A 15,156-nucleotide genomic window follows, 5' to 3' on the forward strand; every position below is an offset into this window, starting at 1 on the left:
GAATCGTTACATCTGTATGCCAGGGCCTTCAGATTTCGAATTCCGACTGCAGGGCGGCACGAACACAGTACAAAACACCTTCCGGGACTCGTCCGGCGAACAGCGCGGCAATCTCCGATACCGGTGGCAATTCACCCTCGCCGTCAAGAAATGCGTCCTGGATTTCGCCCATCAAGTCTTCGGGCAGATCCAGCGCCTGCTCCAGCGACAACTGCTGCTTGCCTATCGCTTCGGCGAGCATGGTGTAGACGTTCTTTTCCGAGCATTGCAGTTGACCGGCGATCTGCAGCGGGGTCATGCCGGCCCGCGCCAGGGTGATCAACTCATGACGTACGTCGGCTACCACTGGCGGCGCCTCGACCTGGCCGCCAAGCACTTCGAGGAAGGCCTGGCCATAACGCTCCAGCTTGCGTGCACCGACGCCGCTGACCGTGGCCATCTCCGCCAGCGAGGTCGGCTGGCTGCGCAGCATTTCCAGCAGCGTCGAGTCGGGGAAGATGACGTACGGCGGCACACCATGCTCTTCGGCGAGTTTGCGACGCAGGGCGCGCAAGGCTTCCCACTGTTCGCGTTCTTCGCCGCGAACCAGCTGGCTCGCCTGGCTCTTGCTGCTTTTGGCAGTGGTTTGCGGCTTGAGGTCGCGGCGCAGTTCCAGGGTCACTTCGCCCTTGAGCAATGGCCGGCAGCTGTCACTCAGGCGCAGGCCGCCGTAGCCTTCGAGGTCGATGTCGGCCAGGCCGCGGGCAACCAGCTGGCGGAACAGGGAGCGCCATTCACCTTCGGCCATCGCCTTGCCGACACCGTAGACCGACAGGTGCTGATGACCGATGCTGCGGATTTTCTCGTTGTCCTTGCCCAGCAGTACGTCCACCAGATGCCCGACGCCATAGCGCTGGCCGGTGCGGTAGATCGCCGAGAGCGCCTGGCGGGCCGGTTCGGTGGCGTCCCAGGTCTGTACGCCGTCGACGCAGTTGTCGCAATGGCCGCAGGGTTCGGGCATGTCTTCGTCGAAATAAGCCAGCAGCGTCTGGCGGCGGCAGCGGGTTTCTTCGCAGAGCGAGAGCATCGCGTCGAGCTTGTGCTGCTCCAGACGCTTGTGGCGTTCGTCGCCCTCGGAGTTCTGCAACATCTGCTTGAGCATCACCACGTCTTGCAGGCCGTAGGCCATCCAGGCATCCGCTGGCAGGCCATCTCGGCCGCCGCGACCGGTTTCCTGGTAATAAGCCTCCAGGGATTTGGGCAAATCGAGGTGAGCGACGAAACGCACGTTGGGTTTATCGATGCCCATGCCGAATGCCACCGTGGCGACCATGATCAGGCCTTCCTCGTTGAGGAAGCGTTTCTGGTGGTGTGCCCGGGTATCGTTGGGCAGGCCGGCGTGATAGGGCAGCGCCGGGAACCCTTGTTCGCTGAGGAACACCGCGACTTCGTCGACCTTCTTGCGCGACAGGCAATAGACGATGCCGGCATCGCTGCGCCGTTCAGCCAGGAACGCTAGCAATTGCTTGCGCGGCTGCTCCTTGGGCACGATGCGATAGAAAATGTTCGGGCGGTCGAAGCTCGAGAGGAAACGCTCGGCGTCCTGCAGATGCAGGCGATCGACGATTTCTTCCCGGGTGCGCTTGTCGGCGGTCGCGGTCAGGGCGATGCGCGGGACATGGGGGAACAGCTCCGCCAGCTGGCCCAGTTGCAGGTATTCGCGGCGGAAGTCGTGGCCCCACTGGGACACGCAATGCGCCTCATCAATGGCGAACAGGGCGATTTCAAGGCTTTGCAGGAATGCGAGCATCCGCGGCTGAACCAGGCGCTCGGGCGCCAGATAAAGCATCTTCACTTCACCGCGCTTGATCCGGGCGGCCAGATCGCGTTGCTGCTCGGCGCTCAGTGTGGAATTCAGTGCAGCCGCGGCCACGCCCAGCTCTTCGAGGGTCGCGACCTGATCGTCCATCAGCGCGATCAGCGGCGAGACCACCACCGCCAGGCCTTCGCGCAGCAGTGCCGGCACCTGGAAGCACAGGGACTTGCCGCCACCGGTAGGCATCAGCACCAGGGCGTCGCCGCCGCTGGCCACGCGCTCAATGATTGCACCCTGGCGGCCACGGAAACTGTCGTAGCCGAAGATGTCCTTGAGGACGCGTTGAGCCTGTTCGAGCATAAAAACTCCAGAAATCACCAAAAACATCCCTGCAAGACTGGTTCAGAACCACGCAGGCTGCACTGACAAATAGTAAGTGCGCATTGCATGACGCTTCACATCTCAGCCGTGGCGCCAGCAGGGCATCACAAAACGCGCGAGTATACCCGACGCCTGTCCGGCAAAGGGTGCCGCTGAGAAGACACACAATGACAAACACCTGCACAAACCTGTGGGAGCGAGCTTGCTCGCGATGGCGGCAGCACATTCACTATTTAAGTGACTGACAGACCGCTATCGCGAGCAAGCTCGCTCACACAGGGATTGAGCCCGACTGACGGTATTGGCAGCCACAGAATCCTGCGCATGGCTGCAAATATCCCGCGCGGCTGGCCCAAGCGCCCAAGAAGGCCTAGAATTCCCGCATCTGTTTAATTCCCCAAGGTAGCCCTTTAATGTCCTTCGCTGAGCAACTAACCCGTTTGCAAGTCTTCCTCGACGCCGACGAACTGCATGACGAGGCGCTGGACTACGTGGCCGCCCACGGCTACCTCACTGCGCTTTCGATCTGTTCCGAAGAGGTTCCGGATCGTGAATGGATCGACGCGCTCTTCGCCGAAGAGCCGCATTACGCCGACGACACCGAGCGTGAAGCGATCGAATCCACCCTGCTGGCCCTCAAGGCTCACATCGCCCGCCAACTGGCGGCCGATGAAGAGTTCGAGCTGCCCTGCGACCTGGACCTGGGCGAAGAGCCGGATGATTCCGACCTGCGCGGCTGGTGTATCGGTTTCATGGAAGGCGTGTTCCTGCGCGAAGCTGCCTGGTTCGAAACCGCCGAAGACGAAGTCAGCGAAATGCTGCTGCCGATTATGGTCGGTTCGGGTCTGTTCGACGAACAGCCTGAGTTCGAAGACATCGCCAAAGACGCCAACCTGATGGACGACATGATCGTCCAGATCCCGGAAGCCCTGACCGCGCTGTACCTGCTGTGCCAGGCGCCAGACGAAAAACCGGCGATCCTCAAGCCACGTCACCACTAAGGTCTTGCCTATGGACAACCCCATAGGCAACCGCTCCTTGATGTTGCGTTACGTGCTGCTGGCCATCGGCTGGCTGAGCGTAGCGCTGGGGGTGATCGGGATTTTCCTGCCGGTGTTGCCCACCACGCCCTTCCTGCTGCTGGCGGCGGCCTGTTTTGCCCGCAGCTCCCCGCGTTTTTACCATTGGCTGGTGGAGCACCCGCGGCTTGGGCCCTGGATTCGCAACTACCTCGACGGCAATGGCATCCCGCTCAAGGGCAAGGTGTATGCCATCGGATTGATGTGGGCGAGCATCCTGCTTTCCTGTTACCTGGTGCCCTTGCCTTGGGCACGCGCGTTCATGCTGACCAGTGCAGTGCTGGTGACGGTTTATATCCTCCGGCAGAAAACCTTGCACAAGTCTTGAGCCTCAAGCGTTTCCGGTAAAGATCGCAGCCTTCGGCAGCTCCTACGGGATTTTGTACATCCATATCAGTGGGGGTGGCCCGGCCGCAGGCTGCGATTTTTTGCGTAAAACGCCGACGATCCGCCCCTCCTCAATACGAACACCGCCTAGACTTCACGCATCTGCACCCGAGTAACCAGACATGCCCACGGCCAGTCGACACAGCAAGGAGCGTGTTCATGTCACTGCGCAAACAATTGTTTCTCGCCATTTGCCTGTTCCTGCTGGTGGCATTCAGCGGCAGTTTTTTTGTAAGCCTGGAAAGCTCCCGGGAGCAGATGCTCGGTCAGTTGCGCTCCCACGCCCAGGACACCGCCACGGCGCTGGGGTTATCGCTGACCGCGCAAATCCACGACCCGGCGATGATCCAGTTGATGGTCAGTTCGATTTTCGACAGCGGCTATTTCAGCAGCATCCGGATCATCGACATCGAGAATGAGCAGGTGCTGGTCGAACGCAGCGCAGCGGCATTGGCCGAGGACGTTCCCGGCTGGTTTGTCAGTCTGGTCAAGCTGCATCCACAGGGCGGCGACGCGTTGATCATGCGCGGCTGGGAACAGGTCGCGCGCGTTGAAGTGCTGAGCAATCCACAGTTCGCCCTGGCCAGACTCTGGGACAGCACACTGGGCAGCCTGATCTGGTTGTTGTTGTGCGGATTGCTCAGCGCCGTATTCGGTGGCTGGTTGTTGCGGCGGCAATTTCGTCCGCTCGAGGCCATGGTCAGACAGGCCGAAGCCATCAGCAAACGCGAGTTCCTCAGCCTGCCGAGACTGCCGCGTACGCCTGAACTGAAACGCGTGGTGCTGGCCATGAACCAGATGGTCGAGAAACTCAAGGCGCTGTTCACCGAAGAGGCCGCGCGCAGTGAAAAACTGCGGGCGCAATCCTATCAGGACAGCCTGACCGGCCTGGCCAACCGGCGTTTGCTGGATGAACAGCTGGCCGACCATTTGCTGGTCGGCGAGCAGAGCAGTGACGGCCATTTGCTGATGCTGCGGATCAACGATCTGGTCGGCCTCAACCAGCGCCTCGGCGGCCAGCGCACCGACGCCTTGATCAGCACCGTCGGTGACTTGCTGATGCGTCTGACTCAGGTACCGGAGCGTCGTACCTGGCTGGCGGCGCGTAATCGCGGTGGCGAATTCAGCCTGCTGACACCGGGTCTTGGCAGCCAGGATGCCGCACACCTGGCCGCCGAAATCAGCGCCACCCTGGAAAACCTGCGCCTGACCGGCGCCAGCGATTGCATGCCGGTGGCGCATTTGGGAATGGTCGCCTTCCAGCCCGGCGAGTCGGCCAGGGACGTGCTGCTGCGACTGGATCAGGCGCTGACTGAGGCCCAAGGCCATCCCGAGCGGCCGTGGAGACTGCTGAGCCACAGCGTCAGCGCGCCAAACCAGACCCAACACGATTGGCAAACCTGGATCGACGATGCCCTGACCGAAGGCAAGATGCGGCTGTATTTTCAACCGGTGGTGCAATGCGCCGACACCAGCCAGGTGCTGCATCACAAAGTCCTCGCGCGCCTGCTTGATCCTCGGGGCGAGGCGATTGCCGCCGGGCATTTCCTGCCGTGGATCGAACGTCTCGGCTGGTCGGCGCGGTTCGACCTGGCCATGCTCGAAGCCACCCTCGACTACCTCTTGGTCAACCGCTGGCCCCTGGCGTTGAGCCTGTCCGGCAGTACCCTGCGCGATCAGGCGCAACTGCACAAGATCCTTGAAATGCTTGAATCACTGCCTGAACTGGCCGCGCTGCTGACCCTGGAAATCGACGAACGCCAACTGCCTCCTCCAGAGCAGTTGCAGGGTTTGAGCCATAGTTTGCTCAACACCGGCTACCGCATCGGTTTGCAGCATTTTGGTGGCAGCTTCAGCCAGATCGGCAACCTCACGCAACTGGGGCTGGCTTACCTGAAGATCGATGGGGCCTATATTCGGGGCATCGATGAGCAGCCAGACAAGCGGCTGTTCATCGAGGCGATTTTTCGGGCGACGAACAGCATTGATTTGCCGCTGATTGCGGAAATGGTCGAGAGCAAAGCGGAGCTGGAAGTGATCAAGGCGTTGGGGGTATTGGGTGTGATGGGGCGGTTGATCGGGCCGCCGGAGCCGATGTGATTCGTCAGGTGGACCGAGTCATCGTTCATCGCGGGCAAGCCACGCTCCCACAGGGTTCTCGGCGTACACACAATCCAGGTTCTAGATCCCTGTGGGAGCGGGCTTGCTCCGGGCGGCGATCCGACGATGAGGCCCGCACAAGCGATGATCATCTCGGCCCATGATTACGCTGAAAAACCTCCTCCCCCATCGCCGCAATCTGCCCCTCGATCAACGCTTCGAACGGCTTTAACAACGGTTCAAAAGTGACGGGCGCTTCCAGCGTCTGCAACGCCTGAACAATCGCCTCCACCGTCGACAACGCCCCCGGCCCCGGAGCCTTGCGCAGCCGATATCGGGACACGCTCCCCTCAACCAGGGTCACTCTGGGCAACGCCGCCAGCAACGGATTGAGGTGCAGCATCTTGCGCGCCTTGCGCCAGGTGCCGTCCGGAACCACCAGCAACAGCGGCTCCTCGGTTTCGGTGTACGCCTGCAACGGCTGCGCATCGTCGGCAGGAAACAACAGACGCGCCTGGTAGCCCGGTTGATTCAACAACGCCGGCAACTCCTCGAACACCTCGCCCACGATCAATTCGGCATTGTTCAACCCCAACGCCGCCAACCGCGCGGTGTTCAGCGCATGGTTCACTTCACTCGGATGCTGAAGCAGCAATACCCGAGTGCGGCTATCGAGACTCGGGATCAGCGGGCACAGGCAATGACTGTGTGGGCGCAGGCAGCGCGGGCATTGGATTCTGGACATCTTCTCAAGCCTGATTCAGTTGTGCTTTAAGCAAGTCGCGAAAGGTCTGGATCAGCGGCTCGCGACTGCGGCCGCGGCGCACGATCATCGAAAACGGCGCCTGATAACCGAACGTCGCCGGCAGCAGCACCCGCAAGTCGCCCTTGTCGGCCCAGGCCTGGGCGTAGTGTTCCGGCAGGTAACCGATATAAGCGCCAGACAGCACCAGAATCAGCTGCGCTTCCATACTTTCCACCGTTGCCGCGCTGTGCTTGAAACCATGGCGCGCCAGTTCCGCCTGGCTCCAGTAACCCCGGCCGACCATGCGCTGCTGGGTGATGACCTGCTCGGGGATACGCCGTTCGGTGAACAGCGGATGCCGACTGCTGCAATACAACCAGTGCTGCTCACGGTACAGCGGCATGTAGACCAGCCCGCTCATGCGCGTGGAGAACGCGCCGATGGCCAGGTCGAGGCGATTGTCCTGCACGCCGAGCTGCAGTTCGTACGGGCTCATGACCGACAGGTGCAAATGCACCGCCGGATGCTCCTGGGTGTAGGCGCCGATGGCTTCGGCAAAGGGCAAGGCCTTGTCGCTGACGGTGGAGTCGATCACCCCCAGGTTCAGCGTACCGCGCAGTTCGCCCTTGAGGGCGGCGGCGTACTGCTCGAAACCTTCGAGCTCGCCGAGCAGACGCAAGGTTTCCTGATGGAACAATTCTCCCTTGCTGGTCAGGCTGAAGCCGCCGCGACCGCGATGGCACAGCACCAGGCCGAGGGCGGCCTCGAGCTGGCTCATGTAAGTGCTGATGGCCGAGGTCGAGAGGTTGAGCTCCTGCTGGGCGTTGGCGAATCCTTGATGGCGGACCACGCTGACGAAGATGCGCAACAGTTTCAGGTCGGGTAATGCGTTGGCCATGGGGGGCTCCGATCTCGGGGTGACGCGCAGTGCTCGTATCCATGCAAATCCTTGTGGGAGCGAGCTTGCTCGCGATAGCGGTGGGTCAATCAATGTTGATGTTGACTGTCACTCCCTCATCGCGAGCAAGCTCGCTCCCACAGGTACTGCACAATTCGACCCATCGCAGGATCATGGGAGAAGTCTATCTCCCCCTCCGCCATTAGTTTAGAAAAATCTGAACTAAGTATTTGCCCGTAGCGATTCTTCCCGGCCACTACATTTCGCAGAATCGGCCCACAGCGGTGCCCGTGTCTCCCAGACCGGCCAACCGACATAAATAAAACAACGACGATGAGGCCCTACCCGTGGACAAGATTCTTCACCAACCACTGGGCGGCAACGAAATGCCGCGCTTCGGCGGCATCGCCACCATGATGCGACTCCCCCATGTGCCTACCGCTGCCGGCCTCGACGCCGCCTTCGTTGGCGTGCCGCTGGACATTGGCACCTCCCTGCGTCCCGGCACCCGTTTCGGGCCACGTGAAATCCGCGCTGAATCGGTGATGATCCGCCCGTACAACATGGCCACCGGCGCTGCCCCGTTCGACTCGCTGTCGGTGGCCGACATCGGTGACGTGGCGATCAACACGTTCAACCTGCTGGACGCCGTACGGATCATCGAAGAGTCCTACGACGCCATCCTCGAACACAACGTGATCCCGCTGACGTTGGGCGGCGACCACACCATCACCCTGCCGATCCTGCGTGCCATCCACAAGAAGCACGGCAAGGTCGGCCTGGTGCACATCGACGCCCACGCCGATGTCAACGATCACATGTTCGGCGAGAAAGTCGCCCACGGCACCACCTTCCGTCGCGCCGCCGAAGAAGGCCTGATCGACTGTGATCGCGTGGTGCAAATCGGCTTGCGCGCTCAGGGTTACACCTCCGAAGACTTCAACTGGAGCCGTAAACAAGGCTTCCGTGTGGTTCAGGCTGAAGAGTGCTGGCACAAATCCCTGGCCCCGCTGATGGCCGAAGTTCGCGAGAAAGTCGGCGGCGGCCCGGTGTACCTGACTTTTGACATCGACGGCATCGACCCCGCATGGGCGCCAGGCACCGGCACCCCGGAAATCGGTGGTCTGACGACCATTCAGGCGATTGAGATCATTCGCGGCTGCCAAGGCCTCGACCTGATCGGCTGCGATCTGGTAGAAGTCTCGCCCGCTTACGACACCACCGGCAACACCTCGCTGCTGGCCGCCAACTTGCTGTACGAAATGCTCTGCGTACTGCCTGGCGTGGCCCACCGCTGAGGATCGGTCATGAACGAACGTGATCAGGTACTCCAGGCCGCTACCGATCTGGTAGCCGCCTTTGCCCGTAACGATCGCGAAGCCTACTTCGGCGGGTTCAGCGCCGATGCCAGCTTTGTCTTCTACACCCTCGAACAGCCTTTGCTGTCGCGCGATGCCTATCAGGCACTGTGGGACGGCTGGCGGACCAAGGATGGCTTCGAGGTGCTGTCATGCACCTCGAGCAACGCCTTCGTCAGCCTGCAGGGTGACGTGGCGATTTTTATCCATGACGTGGCCACCGAGCTGCGCATGCAAGGGGAGCAACACTTCAGCCAGGAGCGCGAGACGATTGTGTTTCGCCGACAACAACAAGGCCCATGGCTGGCCTGCCACGAACATTTGTCCGCGATGCCGCAAGGGCTGCCATCCCCTTAGCCAAACAGGTGACGCTCACGCACGATGAGCGCGCCTTTATGATCGGAGCTGATCATGAATAACAACAACAACGACCAACGCCTTACGCAGATTGAAACCCACGGGGTCGAACAGATCCCGGACAGCGAACGCACCGCAGGCCCGACGGACTTGTTCCGGATGATCTTCGGCGGTTCCAACACGTTTGCCACCGCCGTGCTCGGCAGTTTCCCGGTACTGTTCGGCCTGTCTTTCCAGGCGGGCGTCCTGGCGATTGTGCTCGGTGTGCTGCTGGGCTCGTTGATCCTCGCGCCCATGGGCCTGTTCGGCCCGCTCAATGGCACCAACAACGCCGTGTCTTCCGGTGCGCATTTCGGCGTGCACGGGCGGATCGTCGGGTCGTTTCTGTCGTTGCTGACCGCCATCGCTTTTTTCTCGCTCTCGGTGTGGAGCTCGGGGGATGCGCTGATCGGTGGTGCCAAGCGCCTGATCGGTCTTCCGGAAACCGACCTGACCCTGGGCCTGGCCTACGGCCTGTTCGCGATTCTGGTGCTGACCGTTTGCATCTATGGCTTTCGCTTCCTGCTGTGGGTCAACAAGATCGCGGTGTGGAGCGCCAGCCTGCTGTTCCTGCTGGGCATCTTCGCTTTTGCCGGTCCCTTCGATGTGAACTACGCCGGCACCGTCAGCCTGGGGCAACCGGGTTTCTGGGCGGCCTTCATCGGCGCGGCGCTGGTCGCCATGAGCAACCCGATTTCCTTCGGCGCGTTCCTCGGCGACTGGTCGCGCTACATCCCGCGTGACACCTCCAAGCGCCGGATCATGGCGGCCGTGGTGATCTCGCAGATCGCCACCTTCATCCCCTTCCTGTTCGGCCTGACCACCGCCACCATCGTGGCGATCAAGGCGCCGGACTACATCGCGGCCAACAACTATGTCGGCGGTCTGCTGGCGGTTTCGCCGAGCTGGTTCTTTCTGCCGGTGTGCCTGATCGCGGTGATCGGCGGCATGTCCACCGGCACCACTTCGCTCTATGGCACCGGGCTGGACATGTCCAGCGTGTTCCCACGGGTACTGTCGCGGGTCAAGGCGACGCTGCTGATCGGCGTGATGTCGATTGCCTTCATCTTCATCGGACGCTTCGCCGCGAACCTGGTGCAGAGCGTGTCGACCTTCGCCGTGCTGATCATTACCTGCACCACCCCGTGGATGGTGATCATGATCATCGGTCTGCTGGTGCGTCGCGGCTTCTACTGCCCGGATGACCTGCAAGTCTTCACCCGCGGCGAGAAAGGCGGTCGTTACTGGTTCACCCATGGCTGGAACTGGCGTGGGCTGGGGGCCTGGATCCCGAGCGCACTGGTCGGTCTGTGCTTTGTGAACCTGCCAGGGCAGTTTGTCGGACCGCTGGGTGATCTGGCGGGCGGCATCGATGTCAGCCTGCCGGTCACGCTGGGCCTGGCGTCGCTGGTGTACCTGGCGTTGCTGAGCCTGTTCCCGGAACCGGCGGCGGTGTTCGGCCCCAACGACTCACGCAGCAAGGGCACGGATTCGCTCGCTAAACCGGCGTTGCGACAAGCCGCCTGATTCAAAACGCATTACCTGTGGTCAACGCATTACCTGTGGGAGCGTGGCTTGCCCGCGATGAACGATAACGCGGTCTGCCTTGCGGACCGCGGCGCACCCATCGCGGGCAAGCCACGCTCCCACAGGAATTGATATATCCATAGGCATTGATTTTCGCCTCACCATAAAAAAGACAATCGGAGACACGCCATCATGGCTTTGGATTTATTCGTCGTTCTCATTTACGCCGCCGCGATGCTGGTACTCGGCTACTTCGGCATGCGCAAGGCCAAGACCAACGAAGACTACTTGGTGGCCGGTCGCAACCTCGGCCCGACCCTGTACATGGGCACCATGGCCGCGACCGTCCTGGGTGGCGCGTCCACCGTCGGCACCGTGCGCCTGGGCTACGTCCATGGCATTTCCGGTTTCTGGCTCTGCGCCGCACTCGGTTGCGGGATCGTGGCGCTGAACCTGTTCCTCGCCAAACCGCTGCTGAAGCTGAAAATCTATACCGTTACCCAGGTCCTGGAAAAACGCTACAACCCGATGGCCCGCTCGGCGAGCGCGGCGATCATGCTGGCGTACGCGCTGATGATCGGCGTGACCTCGATCCTGGCGATCGGCACCGTGCTGCAAGTGTTGTTCGGCCTGCCATTCTGGATCTCGGTACTGCTCGGCGGAGGTGTGGTGGTGGTCTACTCGGCCATCGGCGGCATGTGGTCCCTGACCCTCACCGACATCGTCCAGTTCGTGATCAAGACCGTCGGCCTGATGTTCATCCTGTTGCCGATCTGCCTGTACCGTGTCGGCGGCTGGGATGAGCTGGTGATGAAACTGCCGGAGGCTGCCTTCAGCTTCACCACCATCGGCTGGGACACCATCATCACCTACTTCATGATCTACTTCTTCGGGATCCTGATCGGCCAGGACATCTGGCAACGTGTGTTCACCGTCCGCACCGCCAAAGTCGCTCAGTACGCCGGTACCTTCGCCGGCATCTACTGCATCTTCTACGGCCTGGCCTGCGCCCTGATCGGCATGGCGGCTCATGTGCTGATTCCGGACCTGGACAATGTCAACAACGCCTTCGCCGCCATCGTCAAACTGTCGCTGCCGGACGGTATCCGTGGCCTGGTGATCGCTGCTGCACTGGCCGCCATGATGTCCACTGCCAGCGCCGGCCTGCTGGCTGCGTCCACCACCCTGACCGAAGACCTGCTGCCGAAACTGCGCGGCGGTAAACAGTCGAGCCTGCGCATCAACCGCCTGTTCACCCTGCTCACCGGTCTCGTCGTATTGGGTATCGCTCTGGTCGTCAATGACGTGATCAGCGCCCTGACCCTGGCCTACAACTTGTTGGTGGGCGGCATGCTGATCCCGCTGATCGGTGCGATCTTCTGGAAACGCGCCACCACCGCCGGCGCCATCGCCAGCATGGGCCTGGGTTTTGCCACCGCGCTGGTGTTCATGATCAAGGACGGCATGGACGCCAACACGCCGATCTACTACAGCCTCGGCGTCGGCCTGGTGAGTTTCGTCGTGGTCAGCCTGCTGTCCCGCCGTCCGGCACCAGCATCGGTAGCGAGCGCCATCTAAGCTGAAAAGAATGGATTAAGTTTTTTCTTCGGCGAGTGTGGCGTCGGTTGCCACACTCGTTTTTTTTCGCCTGAAGGAAACTGCCTATGAAGATCGTCAGCCGCGATCAGTGGTTCGAGGTCAAACAGCTCAGTGACGGCATCCGCCTGATCCACGAGCCCTACATCCGCCCCTTCTACCGCTGCAACCTCTGGCACATCCAGGGCCGCGACAAGGACTTGCTGCTGGACAGCGGTTCCGGGCTGGTGAGCCTGCGCGAGCAGCTGCCATGGATCACCGAGCGACCGCTGGTGGCAGTGGCCAGTCATTGCCATTTCGACCATATCGCCGGCCATCACGAGTTTCCCGAACGCCTGGTGCACCCGGCTGAAGCGCAGATCCTCGCCGCGCCGGACGGGGACAACACACTCAGCACGGCCTTTGTCGGTGACGAGATGTTCGAGGCTCACCCCGACTGCCCGTTGTGCTACGCCGAATACCGGGTCAAGGCCGCACCGGCCACGGGAATGATTGAAGAAGGCGACGTGCTGGACCTGGGCGATCGGGTCCTGCAGGTGCTGCACACCCCGGGGCACTCACCGGGCGGCATCAGCCTTTACGAGGCGGCGACCGAGACGCTGTTCAGTGGCGACATCATCTACGACGGGCCGCTGATCGAGGATGCTTATCACTCCAACCTCGACGACTACGCCCGCAGCCTGCAACGCCTGCGTGCGATGCCGATCCGCACGGTGCACGGCGGGCATTTCGGCAGTTTTTCCGGGGAGCATTTACGCACGATGATTGACCAGTGGCAGCGCTCGCACGGCTGAAGCCTGCTGTACTCAAGCGCAGGGACAACAACAATAACGCCCTCGAAGACAACCATGAAAAAAGCCGCCGTTCGTGCTGCCGTGCATCGCTTTATCAGTCGCCTGCTGGAGGGTCAGGATGACTTCGACGACAACACCAGCCTGGCGCAGTTGGGACTGGATAAGGAGGATATCGAAGAACTGATCTTCCATTTGGAAGATGAGCTGGATTTGACGGCGTTTACCGCCGAAGAAGACCAACTGCTCAAGACTGCCAGGACGGTGAATGACTTGAGCCGGTTTTTGCTGGAGATCGGGCAGCACTGAGAACAGTTGCCAGAGACAAGTGTACTGTGGCGAGGCAGTTTACGGTGGCGAGGGAGCTTGCTCCCGCTCGGCTGCGCAGCAGTCGCAAGTGCGTAATCTGACCGGCTTTGGTGGCAGAAATGGGGTCGCTGCTGTGGCAGTAATGGGGCCGCTACGCGGCCCAGCGGGAGCAAGCTCCCTCGCCACAGGCAAGCTCCCTCGTCACAGCTATGCCCCTGGCACAGTTACCGGCGACGCTGCTGGCGTCGGCGCTGTTCGTCGTCAGTACGAATAGGTACAGGTTGCAGAGGCGGTTCGATCAAACCGAGTGCGACACCCAGGTCATGCAGCCAGTTTTGGATTTTCTCTTTCATGGTGCCCCCTTCAGGGTAGTGCCGAGCGGCTGAAAATTCTGTAGCCCCTTCGCACTGATAATAGTCCGAAGTCCTGCGCAATGCTCGCCAAAAGTGGCAATGATCTGTTACTGAATTGATCCAAATACCTGACCATTAGTTCAAGCCATCAGCTGAACGCGAGTCGGGCCGCCGGATGGACCGTCTGTCGCCGCTTGATCCACGCATTCGCATGGGCCCGGGTGCCTGGCTACCCGCCACCGTCAGTGCTGCCCCAGGGCTTTGCGCAGACGACGGCGCACCCATTGCTCAGCACTGACAAAGGTGATGCCCAATAGCACCAACACCGCGCCGACAACGAAGTTGAGTCTCAATTCATCACCCAGCAGCACCACGCCGAACGTGACGCCAAACAATGGCGTCATGAAGGAAAATACCGCCAGGTTCGCTGCCAGATAACGGCGCAGCAGCCAGAACCAGGTCAGGTAACTGAAGAACGACACCACCAATCCCTGGAACAGCACGCTGGCTACCGCCACCGTGGTCAGGCTGACGTGGCCCACCTGGCCGCTGAGGATTGCGATCAGCAGCAGGCCGACGAAACCGACGATCAGTTGATAAAACAGGGTCAGGGTCACCGGCGCTTCCGACAGGCGCGAGGCGCGCACCACCACGGTAGTCGCGCCCCAGGACGCGCCGGCCAGCACCCCCAATGCATCGCCCAGCAGCATGCGCTGATCGAGATTGTCCCAAGACACTCCACCGGCAAATGCGATGGCAATCCCGACGAACGCCAGGAAAATGCCCAGCCACTGGACAGGTCTTAAACGTTCACTCGGCAACAGCCAGTTGACACCCAACGCGGTGAAGATCGGCGCGGTGTAAAGGAACACCGACATGTGTGCGGCCGTGGTCAGTTGCAGGCCTTCGGAAATGAAGAAAAACTCCAGACCGAACAGTGAACCGGCCAGCAAACCGCCGCGCCAGGTTCTGCCGACCTGATCCCAACCCCCCTTCCAGCACAGCAGAAGCCCTACGAGCAATGCGGAGATACCCGACCGCCCTACCGCTTGCATGACCGGGGCAATGTCGGGCGCCGCCCATTTGATCATCACTTGCTGAACGCCCCAGATCAGGCACAGCCCCATCATCACTTGCAGGGCAAACCCGTCGGCGCTACGCCGGGTGGCGCTCACCGGAACACCTCGACAACACAATCCATGGCAGTGACTCGACAGTAAAAGCAAAGCCCCGGTTTTTTGCTGATAAAGCGCCGGGGCGAAAAATTGTGCTGCCGATTATTAACCGTATGGCCAGAAAATGCCGTCTGCCAGAGACCTTGGGATTCCTGGTTGCGTCATTTTTTCGAAGTCAGTGCGGGGTGCCGACATTCCCGGCCACCTGGAGCTGCCGCGCCGTCCTGCGCACGCGTACCCCTGTAGGAGCGAGCTTGCTCGCGATA

The 15,156-nt window shown here is 61.2% G+C and carries 14 protein-coding genes; 9 read left to right on the forward strand and 5 right to left on the reverse strand.

Going from position 1 to position 15,156, the window contains the following annotated elements; translation table 11 throughout:
* Nucleotides 1–28: 28 nt before the first annotated feature.
* The gene (recQ, locus tag ACA062_RS25075; RefSeq protein WP_497453469.1) at nucleotides 29–2,155 is read right to left on the reverse strand and encodes a DNA helicase RecQ; all 2,127 of its coding nucleotides are present in this window, start codon (nucleotides 2,153–2,155) and stop codon (nucleotides 29–31) included.
* A 434-nt stretch (nucleotides 2,156–2,589) separates the two neighbouring features.
* Between recQ and ACA062_RS25080 the strand changes: the two genes are divergently transcribed.
* From ACA062_RS25080 to lapD, 3 genes are all read left to right on the forward strand, one after another.
* Nucleotides 2,590–3,177 carry a UPF0149 family protein gene (locus tag ACA062_RS25080; protein ID WP_497437953.1) on the forward strand — a complete coding sequence of 196 codons (588 nt, stop codon included), beginning with the start codon at nucleotides 2,590–2,592 and terminating at the stop codon, nucleotides 3,175–3,177.
* Between the two features lie 10 nt (nucleotides 3,178–3,187).
* Nucleotides 3,188–3,583 (forward strand): YbaN family protein, encoded by a 396-nt coding sequence (locus tag ACA062_RS25085; RefSeq protein ID WP_150799481.1) that lies wholly within the window; start codon nucleotides 3,188–3,190, stop codon nucleotides 3,581–3,583.
* Nucleotides 3,584–3,801: 218 nt separating this feature from the next.
* On the forward strand, nucleotides 3,802–5,742 hold the full coding sequence (lapD, locus tag ACA062_RS25090) for a cyclic di-GMP receptor LapD (protein WP_497453470.1): 1,941 nt from the start codon (nucleotides 3,802–3,804) through the stop codon (nucleotides 5,740–5,742).
* 148 nt (nucleotides 5,743–5,890) lie between these two features.
* On the opposite strand, the gene ACA062_RS25095 is transcribed toward lapD, so the two are convergent.
* Entirely contained in the window at nucleotides 5,891–6,487 is a 597-nt protein-coding gene (locus ACA062_RS25095; RefSeq protein ID WP_497453471.1) for a tRNA-uridine aminocarboxypropyltransferase, read from the reverse strand.
* A gap of 4 nt (nucleotides 6,488–6,491) precedes the next feature.
* Entirely contained in the window at nucleotides 6,492–7,385 is an 894-nt protein-coding gene (locus tag ACA062_RS25100; RefSeq protein ID WP_064679167.1) for a LysR family transcriptional regulator, read from the reverse strand.
* Nucleotides 7,386–7,732: 347 nt separating this feature from the next.
* Between ACA062_RS25100 and speB the strand changes: the two genes are divergently transcribed.
* The 6 genes from speB to ACA062_RS25130 all read left to right on the forward strand — a co-directional run bounded on the left by speB (nucleotide 7,733) and on the right by ACA062_RS25130 (nucleotide 13,362).
* Nucleotides 7,733–8,683: an agmatinase gene (speB, locus tag ACA062_RS25105; protein ID WP_128871766.1), complete on the forward strand. Its 951-nt coding sequence runs from the start codon at nucleotides 7,733–7,735 to the stop codon at nucleotides 8,681–8,683.
* 9 nt (nucleotides 8,684–8,692) lie between these two features.
* Nucleotides 8,693–9,100 (forward strand): YybH family protein, encoded by a 408-nt coding sequence (locus tag ACA062_RS25110; protein ID WP_497453472.1) that lies wholly within the window; start codon nucleotides 8,693–8,695, stop codon nucleotides 9,098–9,100.
* Nucleotides 9,101–9,154: 54 nt separating this feature from the next.
* Nucleotides 9,155–10,666: a purine-cytosine permease family protein gene (locus tag ACA062_RS25115; protein ID WP_497453473.1), complete on the forward strand. Its 1,512-nt coding sequence runs from the start codon at nucleotides 9,155–9,157 to the stop codon at nucleotides 10,664–10,666.
* 192 nt (nucleotides 10,667–10,858) lie between these two features.
* Nucleotides 10,859–12,244: a sodium:solute symporter family protein gene (locus ACA062_RS25120; protein ID WP_497453474.1), complete on the forward strand. Its 1,386-nt coding sequence runs from the start codon at nucleotides 10,859–10,861 to the stop codon at nucleotides 12,242–12,244.
* Nucleotides 12,245–12,330: 86 nt separating this feature from the next.
* The gene (locus ACA062_RS25125) at nucleotides 12,331–13,056 is read left to right on the forward strand and encodes an MBL fold metallo-hydrolase (RefSeq protein WP_497453475.1); all 726 of its coding nucleotides are present in this window, start codon (nucleotides 12,331–12,333) and stop codon (nucleotides 13,054–13,056) included.
* A gap of 54 nt (nucleotides 13,057–13,110) precedes the next feature.
* On the forward strand, nucleotides 13,111–13,362 hold the full coding sequence (locus ACA062_RS25130; protein ID WP_497453476.1) for an acyl carrier protein: 252 nt from the start codon (nucleotides 13,111–13,113) through the stop codon (nucleotides 13,360–13,362).
* A 224-nt stretch (nucleotides 13,363–13,586) separates the two neighbouring features.
* On the opposite strand, the gene ACA062_RS25135 is transcribed toward ACA062_RS25130, so the two are convergent.
* The gene (locus ACA062_RS25135) at nucleotides 13,587–13,715 is read right to left on the reverse strand and encodes a PA1414 family protein (RefSeq protein ID WP_007914492.1); all 129 of its coding nucleotides are present in this window, start codon (nucleotides 13,713–13,715) and stop codon (nucleotides 13,587–13,589) included.
* Nucleotides 13,716–13,957: 242 nt separating this feature from the next.
* Nucleotides 13,958–14,890 carry a DMT family transporter gene (locus ACA062_RS25140; protein WP_497453477.1) on the reverse strand — a complete coding sequence of 311 codons (933 nt, stop codon included), beginning with the start codon at nucleotides 14,888–14,890 and terminating at the stop codon, nucleotides 13,958–13,960.
* Between the last annotated feature and the right edge of the window lie 266 nt (nucleotides 14,891–15,156).

This window comes from Pseudomonas sp. LBUM1679 (assembly GCF_059695565.1).

Excerpts from the sequence above, each read along its gene's own strand:
- recQ (WP_497453469.1), bottom strand. The coding sequence starts at position 2,155 with ATGCTCGAACAGGCTCAACGCGTCCTCAAGGACATCTTCGGCTACGAC.
- ACA062_RS25125 (WP_497453475.1), top strand. The coding sequence starts at position 12,331 with ATGAAGATCGTCAGCCGCGATCAGTGGTTCGAGGTCAAACAGCTCAGT.
- ACA062_RS25115 (WP_497453473.1), top strand. The coding sequence starts at position 9,155 with ATGAATAACAACAACAACGACCAACGCCTTACGCAGATTGAAACCCAC.
- ACA062_RS25110 (WP_497453472.1), top strand. The coding sequence starts at position 8,693 with ATGAACGAACGTGATCAGGTACTCCAGGCCGCTACCGATCTGGTAGCC.
- ACA062_RS25100 (WP_064679167.1), bottom strand. The coding sequence starts at position 7,385 with ATGGCCAACGCATTACCCGACCTGAAACTGTTGCGCATCTTCGTCAGC.
- ACA062_RS25095 (WP_497453471.1), bottom strand. The coding sequence starts at position 6,487 with ATGTCCAGAATCCAATGCCCGCGCTGCCTGCGCCCACACAGTCATTGC.
- ACA062_RS25135 (WP_007914492.1), bottom strand. The coding sequence starts at position 13,715 with ATGAAAGAGAAAATCCAAAACTGGCTGCATGACCTGGGTGTCGCACTC.
- ACA062_RS25080 (WP_497437953.1), top strand. The coding sequence starts at position 2,590 with ATGTCCTTCGCTGAGCAACTAACCCGTTTGCAAGTCTTCCTCGACGCC.
- ACA062_RS25120 (WP_497453474.1), top strand. The coding sequence starts at position 10,859 with ATGGCTTTGGATTTATTCGTCGTTCTCATTTACGCCGCCGCGATGCTG.
- ACA062_RS25130 (WP_497453476.1), top strand. The coding sequence starts at position 13,111 with ATGAAAAAAGCCGCCGTTCGTGCTGCCGTGCATCGCTTTATCAGTCGC.
- lapD (WP_497453470.1), top strand. The coding sequence starts at position 3,802 with ATGTCACTGCGCAAACAATTGTTTCTCGCCATTTGCCTGTTCCTGCTG.
- ACA062_RS25085 (WP_150799481.1), top strand. The coding sequence starts at position 3,188 with ATGGACAACCCCATAGGCAACCGCTCCTTGATGTTGCGTTACGTGCTG.